The organism is Bergeyella zoohelcum ATCC 43767, from assembly GCF_000301075.1.
Classification (GTDB): domain Bacteria; phylum Bacteroidota; class Bacteroidia; order Flavobacteriales; family Weeksellaceae; genus Bergeyella; species Bergeyella zoohelcum.
The window spans coordinates 1381763-1398464 of the sequence record NZ_JH932293.1; the positions used below are offsets into that span (position 1 = coordinate 1381763).

Consider the following 16702-nt stretch of genomic DNA (forward strand, 5'->3'; position numbering starts at 1 on the left):
TATTCGCTCCAAAAAAATACCGCCTTCAAATTTTGAAAGCGGTATAGTATGTAGTAAATTAATAACTTACTTTTCTGCTATTTGTCTCATTTTATTAAGAACGATGTCTATTTCTGCTTTAGAAACATTCAGGTGCGGACGGAATCTTACCGAGCGGTCTCCACAAGCTAAGACGATGATGTTTTTCTTATACATTTCTTCACGGAAACGGTCTCTATCCTCGCCAGATGGCAGGTCAATGGCACACATCAGTCCTCGTCCTCTTGCATTAGAGAAAAGGGTAGGGAAATCAGTAGCTAGTTTTTCAAGCCCTTGGAGAAGATAGTCTCCTACCACCTGAGCATTTTCGCAAAGATTCTCTTGCTCTATGACTTCCAAAATCAGTTTAAAGCGGAGCATATCTACGAAGTTACCCCCGAAAGTAGAGTTAATTCTAGAACTTTCTTTGAATACATTGTTAGGTACTTCATCGAATTTTTCTTTATTGGCTAAGCATCCGCATACTTGGGCTTTTTTACCAAAAGAAATGATGTCTGGTTTTACAGAGAAATGTTCATGTGCCCACATTTTACCTGTAATTCCTATCCCTGTTTGTACTTCATCAAAGATGAGTAGGATTTCATTTTGGTCACAAATTTTTCTCAGTCCTTGGAAAAATTCATCACGGAAATGGTTATCTCCACCTTCCGCTTGAATAGGCTCTATGATGATACATGCCACTCTATCTGGGTTTGCAAGAATTGCTTCCTCGATATTGAGCAATGCCAACTGCTCATTGTGAATGGTTTGTTCTAAATTTTCCTCTGTAATAGGGAAAGTCAAATAAGGGTTAATGATTCTCGGCCAATCAAACTTTGGGAAATACTGGTATTTCCTTGGGTCAGCAGTATTAGTAAGGCTTAGTGTATAGCCACTTCTTCCATGGAAAGCCTGACGGAAATGGATACAGATATCTCCCTCTGTATGAATACCTTTTTGGAAGTTTTTATGCGTTTTCCAGTCAAAGCATGCTTTCATGGCATTCTCTACTCCCAAGGCTCCTCCTGAAATGAAAAAGGCGTACTGAAGATGCTCTGGCATAGCCACTCTCGCAAAAGTTTCCACGAAATCTGCGTATTCCTGAGAATATACATCAGCCAAAGTAGGCTTGTTTACGGCTAACTTACCGAGCCACTCTGCGTGTTTCATCAGATAAGGATGGTTATATCCTATGGATGCTGATGCGAACATGGAAAACATATCTAAAAATTCGGTATGGGTAACGGAATCATAAATCCAGCTTCCGTGTGATTTCTCAAAATCCATCACAAAATCAAAACCATCTGCAAGGATATGCTTGGCAAGGCTTGATTTTACAGCGTTACTGTTTTGTGGGTTTGAGGCAATTGAATCATTCATTTTTATGTAGTTTTTTATTGTTTATAAATCAAATTTAATTCCTTGTGCCAATGGCAGTTCTTTACTATAATTAATGGTATTGGTTTGTCTTCTCATATAGTATTTCCATACATCAGAGCCAGATTCTCTACCGCCACCTGTTTCCTTCTCTCCACCGAAAGCTCCACCGATTTCTGCTCCTGAGGTACCAATATTGACATTGGCAATGCCACAATCTGAACCCGCATGAGAAAGGAAAAGCTCTGCTTCTCTCAGATTTTGGGTCATGATGGCAGATGATAGCCCTTGTGGTACATCATTTTGCATAGTGATAGCTTCTTCTAAATCTCTATATTTCATCAGATAGAGAATAGGTGCGAAAGTTTCATGCTGTACTACATCATAGTGATTTTCCACTTCTGCGATGCATGGTTTTACATAGCACCCTGATTGGTAGCCTTCGCCTTGGAGCACTTCACCTTCCACGATGAATTTTCCTCCTTCAGCTTTGCATTTTTCTATGGCATTAAGGTACATATTTACAGCGTCCTTGTCAATGAGTGGGCCTACATGGTTATTTTCATCCAAAGGATTTCCTATTTTAATTTGTTGGTAGGCTTTTACCAGTCTTTCTTTTACTTCTTCGTACACAGATTCGTGGATGATGAGACGGCGTGTGGTGGTACATCTTTGCCCCGCAGTACCTACCGCACCGAATACAGCACCAATGATGCTCATATCTAAGTCTGCATTCTCGGTGATAATGATGGCGTTATTTCCTCCTAGTTCAAGGATAGATTTACCAAATCTTTCAGCTACTTTGGCTCCCACTTTTCTACCTACTGCGGTAGAACCCGTGAAAGAAACCAGCGGAATCCTCTTGTCTTCTACCAAGGTGTTTCCTATTTCTCCGTCTCCTACTATTACGCCAGAAATTCCCAGCGGCATGTCGTTTTCTTTTAAAACATCTTGAATGATTTTTTGACAAGCAATGGCACAAAGTCCTACTTTTTCAGAAGGTTTCCATACGGTAACATTGCCACAAATCCAAGCTAAAGCGGTATTCCAAGACCAAACGGCCACAGGGAAGTTAAATGCGGAGATGATGCCTACCACTCCCATAGGGTGATACTGCTCATACATTCTGTGAAGCGGTCTTTCAGAGTGCATGGTGAACCCGTGAAGCTGACGAGAAAGCCCTACGGCAAAATCACAAATGTCTATCATTTCCTGAACTTCACCTAAGCCTTCCTGAAAAGATTTTCCCATTTCATAGGAAACCAATTTTCCCAAATCTTCTTTGTGTACTCTGAGTTTATTTCCAAATTGTCTTACTAACTCTCCTCTTTTAGGTGCAGGCATCATACGGAAAGATTTAAAAGCTTCCATTGCTTTTTCCATTACTTTTTCATAGTCTGCAGCTGTTCCTAGTTGGATTTTAGCAATGCTTTTTCCATCCGTGGGTGAGAGACTCTCTATCGTCTCCCCATTGGCAAAAAAAGAATCTCCATAGCTTACTCCTTTATTTTCTGTACTGATTCCTAAGTTTTTTAATGATTGTTCAATTCCGAAATCTGCCGAATTTGTACTCATATTATTTGTAATTATTTTATTGTTTTTTATTTTGCATAAAGATAAGATTTTTTTTTAAAATGAAAAGCATGATAAGGCACATTCAATCCACAAAGGTAACTTTTAGGGAAAACAGATAAAAAAAGGGAAGCTAAAACTACCCTTGAGTTAAACGAAAATTTTTCTCATATTTGTTTTCGAACAAAAGTAACTAAATATGAGTCATTTAACACTGGAACAAAGGTGCGAAATTCAAGTTTATTTGCAAGAAAAAATATCAAGAGCTGAAATTGCAAGACGATTAAATCGTCCGAAAAAGACTATTAATGAGGAAATTAAGCGAAATTCAGACGGTAGAAATGGTGTTTATAAAGCCGTTTTAGCTCAACGAAAATACGAACAACGGAAAAAAGAGAAGCCCAAAAAAATCCGCTTTACCGAATCTATTAAAAAAGAAGTAATACGCTTACTTTCAAAAGATTATTCACCTGAACAGATTGTAGGTACACTAAAATTAGAAGGCAAAGAAACGGTCTCTCATGAGTGGATTTATCGGTTCATTTGGGAAGACAAGCGAAAGGGAGGAAAACTCTATAAACATTTTCAAACCAAAGGTAAACGAGGAATTATTGCAGAAAGAAAAAGTATTGAAGACCGTCCCGAAATTGTAGAAAAACGATGTAGAATAGGAGATTATGAAGCCGATTTGGTATTAGGTAAAAACCACAAAAAAGCCATTTTAACGATGAACGACCGAGCGACTGGATACACTTTTTTGGAGCTATTAGAGGGAAAATCATCGGAAGAAGTTCGATTGAAAATAGAAAAGATAATTACTGATAATCAATTGACTATACATACTTTAACCACGGATAATGGGAAAGAAATCGAAGATTCAACGAGACCGCTATTTTCTTTAAAAACAACGAGTTAATTTTCTAAACACAAGGAGTTGTCAGAAGGTTTCAATTTTGATTATTACTTTGCTCGTCCGTATCACAGCTGGGAAAGAGGCTCAAATGAGAATTATAATAAGCTGTTAAGGTATTATTTTCCAAAAGGTTATGATTTTAACCTGATTACAGAACAACGATTAAAGGAGGTACAAGAAATTTTAAATACAAGACCACGCAAAAGATTTGGTTTTTTAAGTCCAAAAGAAATATATTTGAAAATAATTAATAATAACGGAAAGTTACTTTTATAAGTTGAATCTAGGTTTTGAATATTATCGTGAAAAGAAAGTTTGTAATTTTGTTATGATGATGGCGAAATATTATGGTTATTAAATGCATGTAAATTATAGTGTCTATAAATTTGAAATTCAAGGAGCTATAATAGGAGCCTCAGTTGGTAACACATCAAAGAAAATAAATAGAAGATAATAATATGTATTGTAATTATATATTCCAAGCCATAATTTTTTTAATATTGATACTTATTTATATTTACCTGCAAATAAGATATAATGATTTTGTATTTAAAGATGAACGCAAAAGTGTTTTTGAAATAATTGGAAACACTTATATAGGACAATCAATAATTCAATAATTGGTCTATTTGCTATACTATTATTTTTTGTTCTTGATAAGAAACCAATATTCACTTTTTTGTTTGATTTGGTAGGAATTAATATGTGTAAGTAAAGAATTCTTTGTTTTTTCACGGAAGGATAAATTTAAAGCTATAGGGAATATGCAGTGTTAAATTAATTTTAGTGGAGTCAATACAATAAAACCATAGTTTAATATGAAAAAAACTCTTTTTATCTCAATGACACAATTGTTATTATACTCTTGTAATATGTCAGATTCGGTAGAAGAATTACCACAGGGTTATAAAGCTATATATGAAGGAGGAAATCAAAATAGACTTATTAAAAATAATAAATTGTTCATTGATAGTGGAATGGTAGATGTAAAATACAATGACACATATTTGTTGGTTTCGGTAGATACAACCTATTCAATGAAACCTAATAGTATAGACAAACGAAAATTGAAATATTTTATTCAAGATTTAAAACAAGATACAATCTTAAGAGGTATTTCTTATCAAAAATTAAGATATGTGATAGAAAAAGAGTCTTTATATGAGTTGGATATAACACAATAGGTTAATTTAATATCTGCTAGGCTGTTTATGTCATATTTCATATTGTTCTGCTTTTTTTATCTCAATACACTAGAAGTATGATAGGAACCATTGCTTTCGGAGTGATAAGTGATGGAATTTGGCCAGTAATTAGGAGAATGGTGTGTGAATCTATGAGTTAAAATAATGCCAAGAAAAAACTGAAATAGAAATGAGTAAGCTACTGTATGATTTGCTTCTTTTATCTGTGATTACGAAAGATGATGTAGCCTCTTTGGTGGAAAAAGAGGGATTACATATCAGTAATTCGGATTATTATGAACTGATATACCCTGCAAAGAATAAAAGTTTTTCGGATATTTTATTCATGTTTTGTAGGAAGAACTATCAGAAAGATGAAATTAAAATAAAATATCATTTAATCATAGAATTGTTTAATAGGAGAAAGATTATAGATATTAAGGAAAAGCTATACTATTTTTTTCTTGATAAAAGAAAAGACCTATTATCCATAGATTTTGATTTTTGGAATTTAGTAGAAACAGATTACGAGTTGCTACAAGATGGTTTTGAAGGGATAGCTAATTCATTCAAGGAAATAGAATACTATCTGAAAAAACATAGTATTTATGATGAAGAGGATGTAAGTTTAATATCAATGATAGCAAAGTAAAAAAAGAAAAAATGTGTGGGATGAATGTGTCTTCAATATAAAAGCTGTTTGCTTAGAGTAGTGGAATATGAAGACCGAGAAGTGATAAGAGATGTTATTTTCTTAAAATTCAATTTATGCTATGGTAAAAAATATAGTTATTTTGATTTTTGTTGTGATTTTATTGAGTAGTTGTGTAGAAAAGCCAGTAGTAAATATGGATAATCATTTTGGATTTGAAAATTTAAGTGATAGTTATGACTCTAAAACTCAAACCTTCAAAAGAAGGTATAGTGATGATACTATTGTTGTAAAAATTGCTTTAACTTCTGATGAAAAAGTGAAAATTCTAAATGCTTTTTCTGAAAATAATTTTCATAATCTCCCTGATAAATTGGATTGTACAAGTACAGGGAGTTCTCCTGTTATGTATGATAAGCTGATTTTACAAGACAAAGTAGTAACATACATATACAATGCCCAAAAATCTTATTTTTGTTCTCAAGATGAGGAGTTTACATCAATATATGATTTGCTGGTTGATATTGTAAATAATAAAAAAGAGATTAAAGAGCTATTACCCGCTGATATTTATTATGAATAGATGACATGATTGTATATTTTGTTAATTATCCATGGAATAAGGAGAACGCTCATGAAAAAAGTGTGTATGAATTCTAAATTTTCAATATAATAAATTAGATGAAAAAAAATGAACGATAGACTGCTTAACTTATTAAACCATTATCATTCATTGACGGATAATCTATCTAATAAATATATTGAAGATGGATATGAAGTTTTGGAAATCAAGGATCAAAAAGACAAGGTCAATTTGAAAATTCTTCTGTGGGAAAATATGTTAAATATCTATATGGGGCGAGAATATATTCATATATTAGATGATTATTTTGTGGAGAATCAAGAGCAATTTGAAGAAGTTCAGTCGTTGTTAGAGATAATTTTGTATTCAGATATTGAAGAATCATTGTTGTATGATAAAAAAGGGAGTCTGAGAAAGTTTTTGTATATTTTCTCTATGAAGAATAAAAAAATTACAGGAAAAAGAAATGGGTATATTTTTCCTGTCATCGAGTTGCTTAAAAAAGAAGAACATTATAAAGCCATTTTAAAAAATAATGTTAAGTAGTAGGGATTTTAACATCAGAATTATTAACGATAAAACACTCAACAACTGCAAGGTTTTTGAACAAAACAGTATCTTTTTTCCATTATTCCCTTTTATGGCTTTTAAAAAAGAGCAAAAGAAGATTAAAAAGAACTTTAAAATTAATTAAAAAGAGAAAACCAGAATGGGTAGATATATACTTTGAGAAATTACTATCACTTATTTCTTAGAATTTCATTTGATAAATTGGGTGAAGATAGTGGGGTTTCTGTCATAAATTAGGGTAAATGTGTTAAATTTATAATACATTAATAATCAAATAATTAAATTTAGACTCTTTTTGTAAAAGTGATTAAGGGCAAATTTTAATATATTGATATTCAATTATTTTTTATTGAGTGCCCTATGAAAATAGGATTTCGTGCGTTTGCCCTATCATAAATTCTAAATACGGTAAGATTATAAGTTTTTCTTTATATTCGCCAGTATGTCTACCTATCGAAATACATTATTATATAGAAGGCAAAACGATATATATGGCTGTAAATATAAAACCTAATAGAGAGGGATATATTATCTATGATTCTGACAAATTAATACATATATTTGATATTATACAAGATGTCTTTCAGAGTAGTATTGTGGAACATAAGTATGTAAATAAGAATAATACTATTTTAAGGCTTCAATACAAAAATTGTGATACAGAAAAAATATTATACATGGATACTAATATTAAATATTACTGGCATAAAACAAAGAAAATAACAAGTATATATATTGGACATAAATTGAGATGAATAGTGCTGTGCTTTTGGTGTTAGAGATGCCTTGTTGGTGCAATTTTTTTAGGCAGTAGACTTAGGTTAATTGTTTTCAATGGTTTTGATAAAAGATATTGACTTCGAAAACTAATCTTGGGATTGTAACTAGTATTTTCAATGTCACACTAAAAATAAACTTACATCATGGTGAAATCTTTTTATTTTATAATTGTTTTTATATTTTTATGTTATTCCTGTATATATACAGGCTCTATGAATTCACATGGTATCCCTACAACCAATTTTGAAAATGTTAAATGTAATTCTTATCTATCTGAAAAATATAAGGGGTTATACGAATGTAGATATTATTTTTCAGGAATTGATAAAAGAGGGAATTATAAAGATTTAACAGATGTTTCTTTAACTCCTAATTTTCTCGATAAAACAACATATATACAAGTCTATGAGTCATGTATTGCTCGTATCTTTGTAAATAGACAGTTGGGGGGTATAGATAATTTAGTTTCAGACTCGGGGTTAATGGCTTATATAGAATCGAAGAAAAATAGAGATAATATAGTGTTTTTTACTGTAATTAATGGAGAGGGAAGGATAATAAAAAATCATATAAGTATCAAAAAAGACACATTGATAATAGAGGAAGCGGGTAGCAGTACAAGTGGGTATATTTATACTAAGATTAAATAAAATAAATTGTTTCGTTTATAGATTATTCAATAGATAATTAAAAATGAAAGTAAAATATATAGGCACAATCGGTGAAAAAGATTTTTTTGAATATGATGGAATAACCATTTTTATTCGAGATTTTATACATACAATAACAGATGAAAAAATTGAGATAAAGGATCCTATGTATCATCACGAATATATTTTTCATATTTGGGAAATACCAATAAGAGGGCAAGTGAAAAAATTTGCAATAGGTGAGTTTTCCAATAATATATATGGGATTTTTGGGGTGGAATAAGCGAAGGTTCTCTTCAATAACTTTCTGGTAGATATGTCATGAATGCCATAAAATAGATGAGTTTAATGAATATGATATTCAAGAAAAAGTTAGATCAGTAATAAAGCAATTGTTATGAAAATACCGAGAGTTATCACAATAAATATTTTATTGTTGCTGTACGGTTGTATTATGCCGAAATCACCTAATTGGCTTTATTGTAAATTAAATGATTATGAGAATTATGAAACAGAAGCTTATTATGGGAAAGCATATGATGTTTCAGGATATTATATGAATTTATGAGTTTTTTCTACTTCTTGGAAAAGTGTTTATTTTACAACAAACATACCTATGGAGCATGGTATGGTAACTATTGTTGTGGATGATAAAATGCTGATATTAAAAGAAATACCAAAAGATGATTTAGAGCTATTACCACACAAATTTTATAACGATGATTCAGTAAAGGTGTATAGCATAACCCTTAAGGGAAAAGAGATTAAAAATGATAGGAAGATGGTAGTATATTTAAACAAAGAACTTGTCTTTGAGAAACAATAATCTACCATTATAATCAAAAATTTTAATTATTTTTCAAACACAGATTGTGATGTATATATAAAATCAAATCGGTCAAGAAGCATGTAATCCTTTCATAAAATGGAACATTTAGATTTTTTATATAGTTTCATCTCAAACTTGGAAAAAGAAGATACTATAAGTCCATTCACAATGATGTTATTCTTATTAAAAAATATAATAAGATTGAAAAGTTTATCTTTGATAAGTCATTTTTATCTGGATAATTGAGGGAAAAAGAGAGAAATAGTATGAAAATAAAAGGAAATATAGATTTTAGAATTATCACTAATGAGGATGAGTTGGATGGGGAGTTTTCCAAATGGGAAGAAATAGCCATTCATGGAGATCCTGAGGGGCTATTGTCATTCGCAAATTTATTGATTGAAATAGCGAATATTAATCAAGATAATATTGATGAAAATGAACTTCCCACAGGTGAGCGAAAACATATTTATTTGAATCCAAGTATTGATATTTCAAAAAGTTCCTCCCCAATAATAATAGGGAGATTAGATGCTAAAGGAACTCATGAATTTTATGAATGCTACAAGCCTAAAGAATAAATTTTAGAGAATATTGGTAGAGTGTTTATCTGATGTATAGATATGCTTTACGGTTATTCCTATATGGAATAAAATCAAATTTTGAAAGCACAATTAAAAATCGTAATAAAGATAAAAATGTTTTTGGTCAGTTTGGTACTTTTTGTTCATTGTATATCTGGTCAGCAACGCTTTATGTTTGTGATACATGATGATAGGGTAGATTTTTCTAAAAATGTAGATTCAGTTCTAGTAGAGGGGTATATTTATAAATTATATGGAGAAGATACGGCGGTAAATACATATGAAAACAAACTACTCTTTCGATTAACAAACAGTAAAGGAGATAATTATAGTGCGGATGGGTATGTTATTGGTGAAAATGATAAATTGACTTATATTCGTCCGATGGTTAGAATTTGCTTGGTTTTTAGAAAAAAAGATTTTACGCATTTGCCCATGGGAGAAAATAAATTTTTCATTTCTTTATTGAAGAATAAGCATATAATAGATGAGAAAAAAACGATATCCAAAATAACGATTCATCAATAAGAGATTTTATCTTTTCAAAGCAATAAAATAGTCTTTAATACTTTTGGAAATCTCACAGAATATGGTCAGAAAATAATTTTAAGGAAGAACAATGAAGAACTATAATTATTGGCAAACAATGATTTTGGTGGTATTATCTTCAATTATAGCCTACTATATCATAGGAGGAATAGCTATGGATAAAGGTGTAGGAAAGCTCCATTATTCAAGCACTTTGAAAGAGACGATAAGTCAAAAAAACAGTCATTAATACATATATCGTTTTAGATGCAGATGAGCATCAAGTAAGTGAGGCTTGGGTAGAATATGCAAGAAGCTATAATATTTTTGATAGGAAAAAAATCGAAAAAGATAAAGTATCGTTAAGTATAGCTAATCTAAAAGAGTTTGAAGAAATAGAAAATTTTGGTATTGTTATTCTAATATATTTTATATAATTTAGCGTCATGAAATGCACCAGATGTGAATCGTTAAATAAGATTAAGGCAGGTTTTGTTGGAGGCAGACAGCGATATAAATGTAAAGACTGTGGCTATTTTTTCAGTGTTGAGAAGAAATCGGATGTGAAAACGCCAGAACAAAAGCGTCTTGCTTTGCAAATGTATTTGGAAGGATTAGGATTTCGAGCTATTGGAAGGATATTGAATATTAGCTACGGAACGGTTTATCGGTGGGTAAAGAAATGGGAAGAATCTGTGGAACTACCTCAGAATGAAGAGCCTATTGAAATAGTGGAATTGGACGAGATTCACAGTTATGTACAGTCAAAAAAAACTACTGTTGGAGCTGGATTGCTATTGATAGACTTGGAAAAAAGTTCATCGGTTTTGTTTGTGGAAAACGAGACACAGAAACTTTCTTAGAGCTTTGGAAGAAATTGAAAAACAGAGATGTCAATGGTTTTTGTAGCGATTATTGGAAGAGTTATTTAGAGGTAATTCCAAGTGAAAAGCATATGGAATCCAAAGCAGAAACCTTTACAGTGGAGGGATATAATAGCAGAATAAGACATTATTTGGCAAGATTTAAAAGAAAAGGAAAATGTTACTCGAAGTCAAAAATAATGTTAGAAAATTCCTTGAAACTTTTATTTCTGAAGCTGAATAATCAATTAAATATAATAATTCAACAATGACAAAATTCTTTAAACCTGTTTTCAATTAGCTTGAATTTCTCCTTATTTATTAGCCTCGTGGTAGGTCCTCCCGAAGTAGTCAAAAACTTCATCCTCTGGATTTCTTGGAGTAAATCGGCCATTAATTTGTAAAGGGTTTCGGATTGTTTTTTTAGGAGGAAGCCGTCCTTATCCATCTGAAATTCCACGCTTTCTACCTTGATTTGAAATTGCTTGATTTCCGAATGATTAACTACTACTGCCAACTCTTTCGTAACAAACACAACGCAAACCAATGAACCTACCTTTGGCTCTACAAATACGCCATTTTCCGCAACTTGAAGATATACATCAGTAATTTCGGCCGAGCCGTCCAAAGGTTGCACATCAGCCGTTTGGTTGTCCACATCTACCGAAATAACCTCGCAGATTTTGGCATAAACTTCTTCGCCCTTATCGGCTAATCGTTGTATTAAATCTTTCATTTTAATTACTTTACAATTTAAGAAGCAAGTTTATAGCCTATTGCTTTCTGTCTATTGCTTCCTGCTTAATGGCTGACCCAATTCTATTTTCTGACGATAACCATTTAACCCAAATTCAATTTCATTTTTCTTGATTAAATACACTCCGCTATTTCCATCGCTAGCGTGAAGCTCCACCATATCGCACTTACTTACTTCGGGTACGCCAAAGGTTTCAAATGAACCTTTAAATCCACTTTGCTTATACCTCTCTACCACTTGGATAGCGTATTTTTTCAGCTCATCCTGCGTTAGACCGTCCATTCTTATCTTAATCAAATCGCCATCCTTATCGCCATATTCGTAAGTGATTTTTTGATGCTTGGCATTAAAGCTCTGTGCCTCGCACCTTACTCGTATGTCTTCCTTATCCCTATACTCAAAATCTTCTGAAATGATGTTTTTTCCGTGCATAAACTTGATTTTCTTTCGGTTATCTATCGGATAAGCTAAGCCAATGTACAGCACATTTTCATTGTTTATTCTTCGGAAATAAGACGAAAGCATTTGCTTTTCTTTGAGTTCTTGTAGTTCCTCCGATGCGTGAGCTTTGGTGATCCGCCAGTTGCCGACCTTTATATTTTTATCCATCAGCTGAAATTGGATACCTGTGCCTTGCAGTAGATAACTCACAATTTCGTTGAGCGATGCGTTTTTAAAGGCTTTGGGTTTGATTTTATGCGATTTTAGGATAAACATTCCGTCTTCGCATTTTATCGTTATTGGCACTCTGGCATCTACAGAGCGAACGAAGCCCGAGAACTTCGTTTGCAAATTATCATCATAACCCAGCTTTACCGTGATTTTGTCGCCTCTCTTAATGGGCGGTTTACCGTTCTTACTTATCGCTTCCTGCCACTTGATATTCTTTGGTAATTGAATTTCACAAGTGTCGGTAAGGGTGCTCACATCTTCTATAATAGTGCAATTAGCTACTGCTGTAAATTGCCAAGTTTTTTCGCCCTCAATGGTAATTTCACTACACAACCTTAACATCGTTTTCTTCTTTTAGTTTAATTTCGTATGCTCTATCCGACAGCATTTGAATGCTTATACTTTGGCGGTTAGAGTGTGTTTCCTGCTGCAAACTAAAAGATTTTACCACAGCGGAATCAATTCCGAAGATGTCCAGAAAATCACTTTGCACCTCCAACGCCTCTGGCAAGGCTAATAGTTCTTGCAACTCTTTTACAGCATCTACCGGATAACTGATGTCTATTTCATTCTCTTCATTCTGAACCTGATAAGCACTTACCCCAGCATCTACCGTAATATTGTAATCGCCATCGCTGATGTATTCTTTGATAGTGCCATTTCTCCCTTGCAAGGCGGTGGTTACAATGTTCTTTTCCATATTAATAGAAATCAAGCATTCTTCAAAAGTGAAAGATTTTGTACCGTGGGTAATCTTCAAGGTAGTGAGCCAAGTTTGCCCCTCCAGTTCTCGCAGTTCCGAGAGCGTTGGCTCGCCCTCGTTACTGATATGTTCCGATGCCTCAAAAGGCTTTCCCGTCTGCATTCCGAATCGTACTGCCAGATGCACCGCTGTGCCTCGTGCCAATTGTTCTGTATTGGGCTGAAATATGTTTATCATCGTTTTTTGTTTTATGCCGTAAGCAGTACGCTATAAGCCTACTGCGTAAAGCCTATTGCCTACAGCTCATTACACTCCTGCATAATCTGCTACGGCTGTTCCGAATAACTCTTTTAACACTTGTAAAATTTGCTCCTTGCTTTCGGTAATAGTGCCTTTGTGCGTGTAAATGTTGATGTTTTCGGCAAATTTCCCCACGGTCAAACTGCGTACTTTATTACCCTCTCCATCGCTTCCTGCTTTGAAATGTTTTTTATTATCCACTACCTTTCCTGCCGCTACACCGCCTACGGTTGTGGTTTCTGTTACACCATTTTTACCTACATCAAATATTGGCTTATGCCCATCATCTACTATTTTTACCTCCTGAGGTTCGCCCTTTCCTTTCTTTTTGTCTTCCTTCTCCTTATCAAATTGTTTTCCTGCATCTTCTGCTCCCTTTTTGTAAGCACCTGTAACGCTTACCGTTCCCTCCGATGAGAAAATACCTCCGAAAAAATCTTTAACTCCTTGCCCTAAATTTTTGATTTTGTCCACCAGTCCACCAAATTTCTCGTCAATCCACTTTCCAATAAAATCAAGCATCGTGCGGATAGGGTCTATAATGGTTTCTTCTACCCAAGAGGCAAAACCACCAAAGGTTTCTTTTATCCAGTTCCAAACTTTGGAAACGAGCTGAACAATCCAACTGAAAACAGCTTTAACGGTATTCCAAATCAAGAGAAAAGCGGTTTTATAAACATTGTAAATAAATCCTGCTACTGGCTTGATGACCGAGTTCCACGCCCACGAAATGGCAGTACTGATGCCATTCCATACGGCTTTTGCAAGCTCCCAAATATTGGTAAATATCCATTTGTACAAGTTCCAATAAGCCGTGGCAATGGGTTTCAAAACCATATCCCAAACCCTTTTGGCATACACGCCGATATTGTGGAATATCGCCTTTGCCGCACCACCTACACCGCCTAAAATTTCACGAAATTTGCGTGAATTATGATACAAATGCTGAAGCCCTGCTACAAGTCCTGCCACTGCCAAAAGAATTAACCCTATCCCCAACGCATCAAGGGCAATTTGAAATGCGGTTGCTCCCAAAGTTGCTTGTCCAAAAGCCATAGCAACACTTCTAATGCCTCCTGCTTGGATTCTTGCCAATATTGCTCCCAGTCCCATCTGTAAGTTAATAGACCGCATTTGTATTGCAGCTATATTAGAGGCCATCCCTTGCCTTATTCTTTCTATTACATTTTGTTTATGAGCAACCGTATTAGTACTCGTTACCACTGTATCGGCTGAAGTAACCGTTGTTTTTGTGAATAATTTAGGGAACAATGCTTCCAATGCAGATTTGACAGAAATGTAAGACTGGGCAGCTCCACCTGCTGCAGCACTTATGCTGAAAAAACCTTGTATTCCTGGAAGCATAGGCTCGGTTAAATTGAAAAATCCTATCTTCAAGTCGTCTAACCACGCCTTGGTTCTGTTCATTTTCTCATTATAACCACCCATTATCACTTCAGCTTGTTCTACCGCAGAGTTGGTCCCTACAATGCTTTTAGCCATCGCTTCGGCTTCATCGGCAGTGTTAATCATAGCGATAGCAGCTGCCATATTTTCCTTGCCGAAAACTTTGGTCATCAGAGCTGTGTCGCCTTGTATTTTTCTCAAAGTTTTTAAACGCTCGTGGAGTGGAATAGAGCTATCTGCTAAATAATCTACGGAAATACCTGCCTGCTCTAATCCTTCCGCAGCCAATTTGGAAGTAAAACGCCCTTCGGATAAAGTAGTAAGGACATTTCGTAAAGCCACGCCGCCCTCACTTCCTTTCTTTCCTGCTTGGTCTAATAATTGAATGTAGGCGTTGGTTTCGGCAAAAGACAAACCAGTAGTTTTGGCTACCATTCCGACCTGTTCTAAGGCTGATTTGATTTGGGGCAACTCGGCAGAACCCTGTTGAGCTGCTGCCGACATTACATTCATCATATCTGCCATTATCTTCGCCGCTGCTATGGGGTCGTCCATTGATACGCCGAATTGGTTGAGTGAAGTATTTAATACTTCCGTAGCTGCTACCGTATCACCGCCCATTTGCTTGGAAAGGATATTGGCATTTTCGCCCATCATTTTCATTGCCTCCGAATTGTTGGCAATCTCTGGGGACAATTGCGAAAGCATCATTTTATACGCCTCTACATTATCCACCGCCGAAGTACCAAAAGTCTTTGCGGTATCTCTTGCCGCCTGTTCTATGGCTTTCAGTCCGTCTCCTGTAACGCCTGTAATGGCAGAAAGCTCTAACATATTGGAATTAAGAGATGCTCCAGGTGTGAGTAGATTGTCAAAACTTGCTTTTAATTGGCTAAGATTTTGAGCTACTAAATCAACAGATAATAATGCCTTATAACATTCCCCAAATACTTTAGTGGTTTCTTTTACAGATTGATTTATTCCATCAAAAGAAGATTTTATGTTTCCAAAAATCTTATCTCCATTGGTCGTGAAATTTATCTGATATGTTGTTATATTAGAAGACATTTTGTATCTTTGTTAAAAATAATTGGACAATGAGTTTATTTGGCTATAAACCCACTAAATTAGGTTGGTTTTTCATTTTCACACTGCTTGTATCTTTAATAAACCCAATTGCTTTAGGCGTTGTTCTTGGGGGGTGGTTTGGCTATGCCATTTTTGTATTTGCAAAAAAATGTTACAACAGTTCCATTTATCGTAAAGACTAACCCCCACCAAACAATTTCATAAACAATTCGGCTTGGTTTTGCAGTCGCCATTCTTCCAGCCACATCGCTTGGGCATAGTGTTTATTCCATTGGCTTACTTGCAGTTCTTCAGGATTTAGACCGAAATTCGCCCTTATCAAAGCATCACCTTTCCACCGCTCGTGTTCCGATTGCTCGCTTTGTAGCGAGCTTACAAGTTTTTTGCTTCGGCACTGGTTTTCTGTACGCGTTCCATCAAGGCAGAAACCGCCTTAATTTTTAGCATATCCCTATTAGCGATTTCGTCTTCTGCTTTTACAATACAGTTGTCATACGCTGCTCTAAGCCGTTACAACTTCAAAGCCATCAACCGCATTGCAACCAGTGTTGTAAATTGCTTTCAATTTTCCGTAACTTTGTGATGAGTTACAACGCAGATAGAAGAGAACGATAAGGGATTAGCGTTGTAAATTGCTTTCAATTTTCCGTAACTTTGTGATTGGTTACAAC

18 protein-coding genes and 1 pseudogene are annotated in these 16702 nt (G+C 34.4%); 12 read left to right on the plus strand and 7 right to left on the minus strand.

The window, feature by feature from the left end:
- Positions 1-66: 66 nt before the first annotated feature.
- A complete protein-coding gene (lat, locus tag HMPREF9699_RS06270; RefSeq protein ID WP_002663351.1) occupies positions 67-1398 on the minus strand; it encodes an L-lysine 6-transaminase in 1332 nt (443 codons plus the stop codon).
- Positions 1399-1419: 21 nt separating this feature from the next.
- Positions 1420-2970, minus strand: coding sequence for an L-piperidine-6-carboxylate dehydrogenase (amaB, locus tag HMPREF9699_RS06275; RefSeq protein WP_002663352.1), 1551 nt, complete (start codon positions 2968-2970; stop codon positions 1420-1422).
- 196 nt (positions 2971-3166) lie between these two features.
- Between amaB and HMPREF9699_RS06280 the strand changes: the two are divergent.
- From HMPREF9699_RS06280 to HMPREF9699_RS11045, 11 genes and pseudogenes are all read left to right on the plus strand, one after another.
- A pseudogene (locus tag HMPREF9699_RS06280) lies at positions 3167-4156 on the plus strand (IS30 family transposase).
- 596 nt (positions 4157-4752) lie between these two features.
- Entirely contained in the window at positions 4753-5064 is a 312-nt protein-coding gene (locus HMPREF9699_RS06285) for a hypothetical protein (RefSeq protein ID WP_245946037.1), read from the plus strand.
- 190 nt (positions 5065-5254) lie between these two features.
- Positions 5255-5716 (plus strand): hypothetical protein, encoded by a 462-nt coding sequence (locus HMPREF9699_RS06290; RefSeq protein WP_002663355.1) that lies wholly within the window; start codon positions 5255-5257, stop codon positions 5714-5716.
- Between the two features lie 121 nt (positions 5717-5837).
- A complete protein-coding gene (locus HMPREF9699_RS06295; RefSeq protein ID WP_002663359.1) occupies positions 5838-6299 on the plus strand; it encodes a hypothetical protein in 462 nt (153 codons plus the stop codon).
- A 108-nt stretch (positions 6300-6407) separates the two neighbouring features.
- The gene (locus HMPREF9699_RS06300) at positions 6408-6845 is read left to right on the plus strand and encodes a hypothetical protein (protein ID WP_002663361.1); all 438 of its coding nucleotides are present in this window, start codon (positions 6408-6410) and stop codon (positions 6843-6845) included.
- Between the two features lie 1016 nt (positions 6846-7861).
- Positions 7862-8299, plus strand: coding sequence for a hypothetical protein (locus HMPREF9699_RS06310; RefSeq protein WP_245946035.1), 438 nt, complete (start codon positions 7862-7864; stop codon positions 8297-8299).
- Positions 8300-8342: 43 nt separating this feature from the next.
- Positions 8343-8582, plus strand: coding sequence for a hypothetical protein (locus HMPREF9699_RS06315; protein WP_002663365.1), 240 nt, complete (start codon positions 8343-8345; stop codon positions 8580-8582).
- Positions 8583-8915: 333 nt separating this feature from the next.
- Positions 8916-9125 carry a hypothetical protein gene (locus tag HMPREF9699_RS06320; protein ID WP_002663367.1) on the plus strand — a complete coding sequence of 70 codons (210 nt, stop codon included), beginning with the start codon at positions 8916-8918 and terminating at the stop codon, positions 9123-9125.
- Between the two features lie 269 nt (positions 9126-9394).
- The gene (locus tag HMPREF9699_RS06325; RefSeq protein WP_002663368.1) at positions 9395-9709 is read left to right on the plus strand and encodes an Imm32 family immunity protein; all 315 of its coding nucleotides are present in this window, start codon (positions 9395-9397) and stop codon (positions 9707-9709) included.
- A gap of 81 nt (positions 9710-9790) precedes the next feature.
- Entirely contained in the window at positions 9791-10240 is a 450-nt protein-coding gene (locus HMPREF9699_RS06330; RefSeq protein ID WP_245946033.1) for a hypothetical protein, read from the plus strand.
- Between the two features lie 446 nt (positions 10241-10686).
- Positions 10687-11375 (plus strand): IS1 family transposase gene (locus tag HMPREF9699_RS11045; protein ID WP_115599228.1). Its coding sequence is split into 2 segments (ribosomal slippage): positions 10687-11014 and positions 11014-11375, totalling 690 coding nucleotides; the frame shifts between segments, so codons are not numbered across the junction.
- Here the strand turns inward: HMPREF9699_RS11045 and HMPREF9699_RS06345 are convergent.
- The 4 genes from HMPREF9699_RS06345 to HMPREF9699_RS06360 form a co-directional block, all read right to left on the minus strand.
- Complete coding sequence (locus HMPREF9699_RS06345) at positions 11366-11839, minus strand: hypothetical protein (RefSeq protein WP_002663374.1); 474 nt, start codon at positions 11837-11839, stop codon at positions 11366-11368. The two genes, HMPREF9699_RS11045 and HMPREF9699_RS06345, sit on opposite strands and share 10 nt — an antisense overlap.
- Before the next feature lie 51 nt (positions 11840-11890).
- Positions 11891-12874, minus strand: coding sequence for a hypothetical protein (locus HMPREF9699_RS06350; protein ID WP_002663376.1), 984 nt, complete (start codon positions 12872-12874; stop codon positions 11891-11893).
- Positions 12858-13472 carry a DUF6046 domain-containing protein gene (locus HMPREF9699_RS06355; protein ID WP_002663377.1) on the minus strand — a complete coding sequence of 205 codons (615 nt, stop codon included), beginning with the start codon at positions 13470-13472 and terminating at the stop codon, positions 12858-12860. The genes HMPREF9699_RS06350 and HMPREF9699_RS06355 overlap by 17 nt, the downstream gene beginning before the upstream one ends.
- A gap of 69 nt (positions 13473-13541) precedes the next feature.
- A complete protein-coding gene (locus tag HMPREF9699_RS06360; RefSeq protein WP_002663379.1) occupies positions 13542-16010 on the minus strand; it encodes a phage tail tape measure protein in 2469 nt (822 codons plus the stop codon).
- A gap of 29 nt (positions 16011-16039) precedes the next feature.
- Between HMPREF9699_RS06360 and HMPREF9699_RS11320 the strand changes: the two genes are divergently transcribed.
- The gene (locus tag HMPREF9699_RS11320; RefSeq protein ID WP_002663381.1) at positions 16040-16213 is read left to right on the plus strand and encodes a hypothetical protein; all 174 of its coding nucleotides are present in this window, start codon (positions 16040-16042) and stop codon (positions 16211-16213) included.
- On the opposite strand, the gene HMPREF9699_RS11210 is transcribed toward HMPREF9699_RS11320, so the two are convergent.
- Positions 16210-16353, minus strand: a complete 144-nt coding sequence (locus HMPREF9699_RS11210; RefSeq protein WP_155799883.1) for a hypothetical protein — start codon at positions 16351-16353, stop codon at positions 16210-16212. The genes HMPREF9699_RS11320 and HMPREF9699_RS11210 overlap by 4 nt on opposite strands.
- Positions 16354-16702: the final 349 nt, after the last annotated feature.

Excerpts from the sequence above, each read along its gene's own strand:
- HMPREF9699_RS06290 (WP_002663355.1), top strand. The coding sequence starts at position 5,255 with ATGAGTAAGCTACTGTATGATTTGCTTCTTTTATCTGTGATTACGAAA.
- HMPREF9699_RS06310 (WP_245946035.1), top strand. The coding sequence starts at position 7,862 with ATGAATTCACATGGTATCCCTACAACCAATTTTGAAAATGTTAAATGT.
- HMPREF9699_RS06355 (WP_002663377.1), bottom strand. The coding sequence starts at position 13,472 with ATGATAAACATATTTCAGCCCAATACAGAACAATTGGCACGAGGCACA.
- HMPREF9699_RS06315 (WP_002663365.1), top strand. The coding sequence starts at position 8,343 with ATGAAAGTAAAATATATAGGCACAATCGGTGAAAAAGATTTTTTTGAA.
- HMPREF9699_RS06295 (WP_002663359.1), top strand. The coding sequence starts at position 5,838 with ATGGTAAAAAATATAGTTATTTTGATTTTTGTTGTGATTTTATTGAGT.
- HMPREF9699_RS06325 (WP_002663368.1), top strand. The coding sequence starts at position 9,395 with ATGAAAATAAAAGGAAATATAGATTTTAGAATTATCACTAATGAGGAT.
- lat (WP_002663351.1), bottom strand. The coding sequence starts at position 1,398 with ATGAATGATTCAATTGCCTCAAACCCACAAAACAGTAACGCTGTAAAA.
- HMPREF9699_RS06345 (WP_002663374.1), bottom strand. The coding sequence starts at position 11,839 with ATGAAAGATTTAATACAACGATTAGCCGATAAGGGCGAAGAAGTTTAT.
- HMPREF9699_RS06350 (WP_002663376.1), bottom strand. The coding sequence starts at position 12,874 with ATGTTAAGGTTGTGTAGTGAAATTACCATTGAGGGCGAAAAAACTTGG.
- HMPREF9699_RS06360 (WP_002663379.1), bottom strand. The coding sequence starts at position 16,010 with ATGTCTTCTAATATAACAACATATCAGATAAATTTCACGACCAATGGA.
- HMPREF9699_RS11320 (WP_002663381.1), top strand. The coding sequence starts at position 16,040 with ATGAGTTTATTTGGCTATAAACCCACTAAATTAGGTTGGTTTTTCATT.
- amaB (WP_002663352.1), bottom strand. The coding sequence starts at position 2,970 with ATGAGTACAAATTCGGCAGATTTCGGAATTGAACAATCATTAAAAAAC.
- HMPREF9699_RS06320 (WP_002663367.1), top strand. The coding sequence starts at position 8,916 with ATGGAGCATGGTATGGTAACTATTGTTGTGGATGATAAAATGCTGATA.
- HMPREF9699_RS06300 (WP_002663361.1), top strand. The coding sequence starts at position 6,408 with ATGAACGATAGACTGCTTAACTTATTAAACCATTATCATTCATTGACG.
- HMPREF9699_RS06285 (WP_245946037.1), top strand. The coding sequence starts at position 4,753 with ATGTCAGATTCGGTAGAAGAATTACCACAGGGTTATAAAGCTATATAT.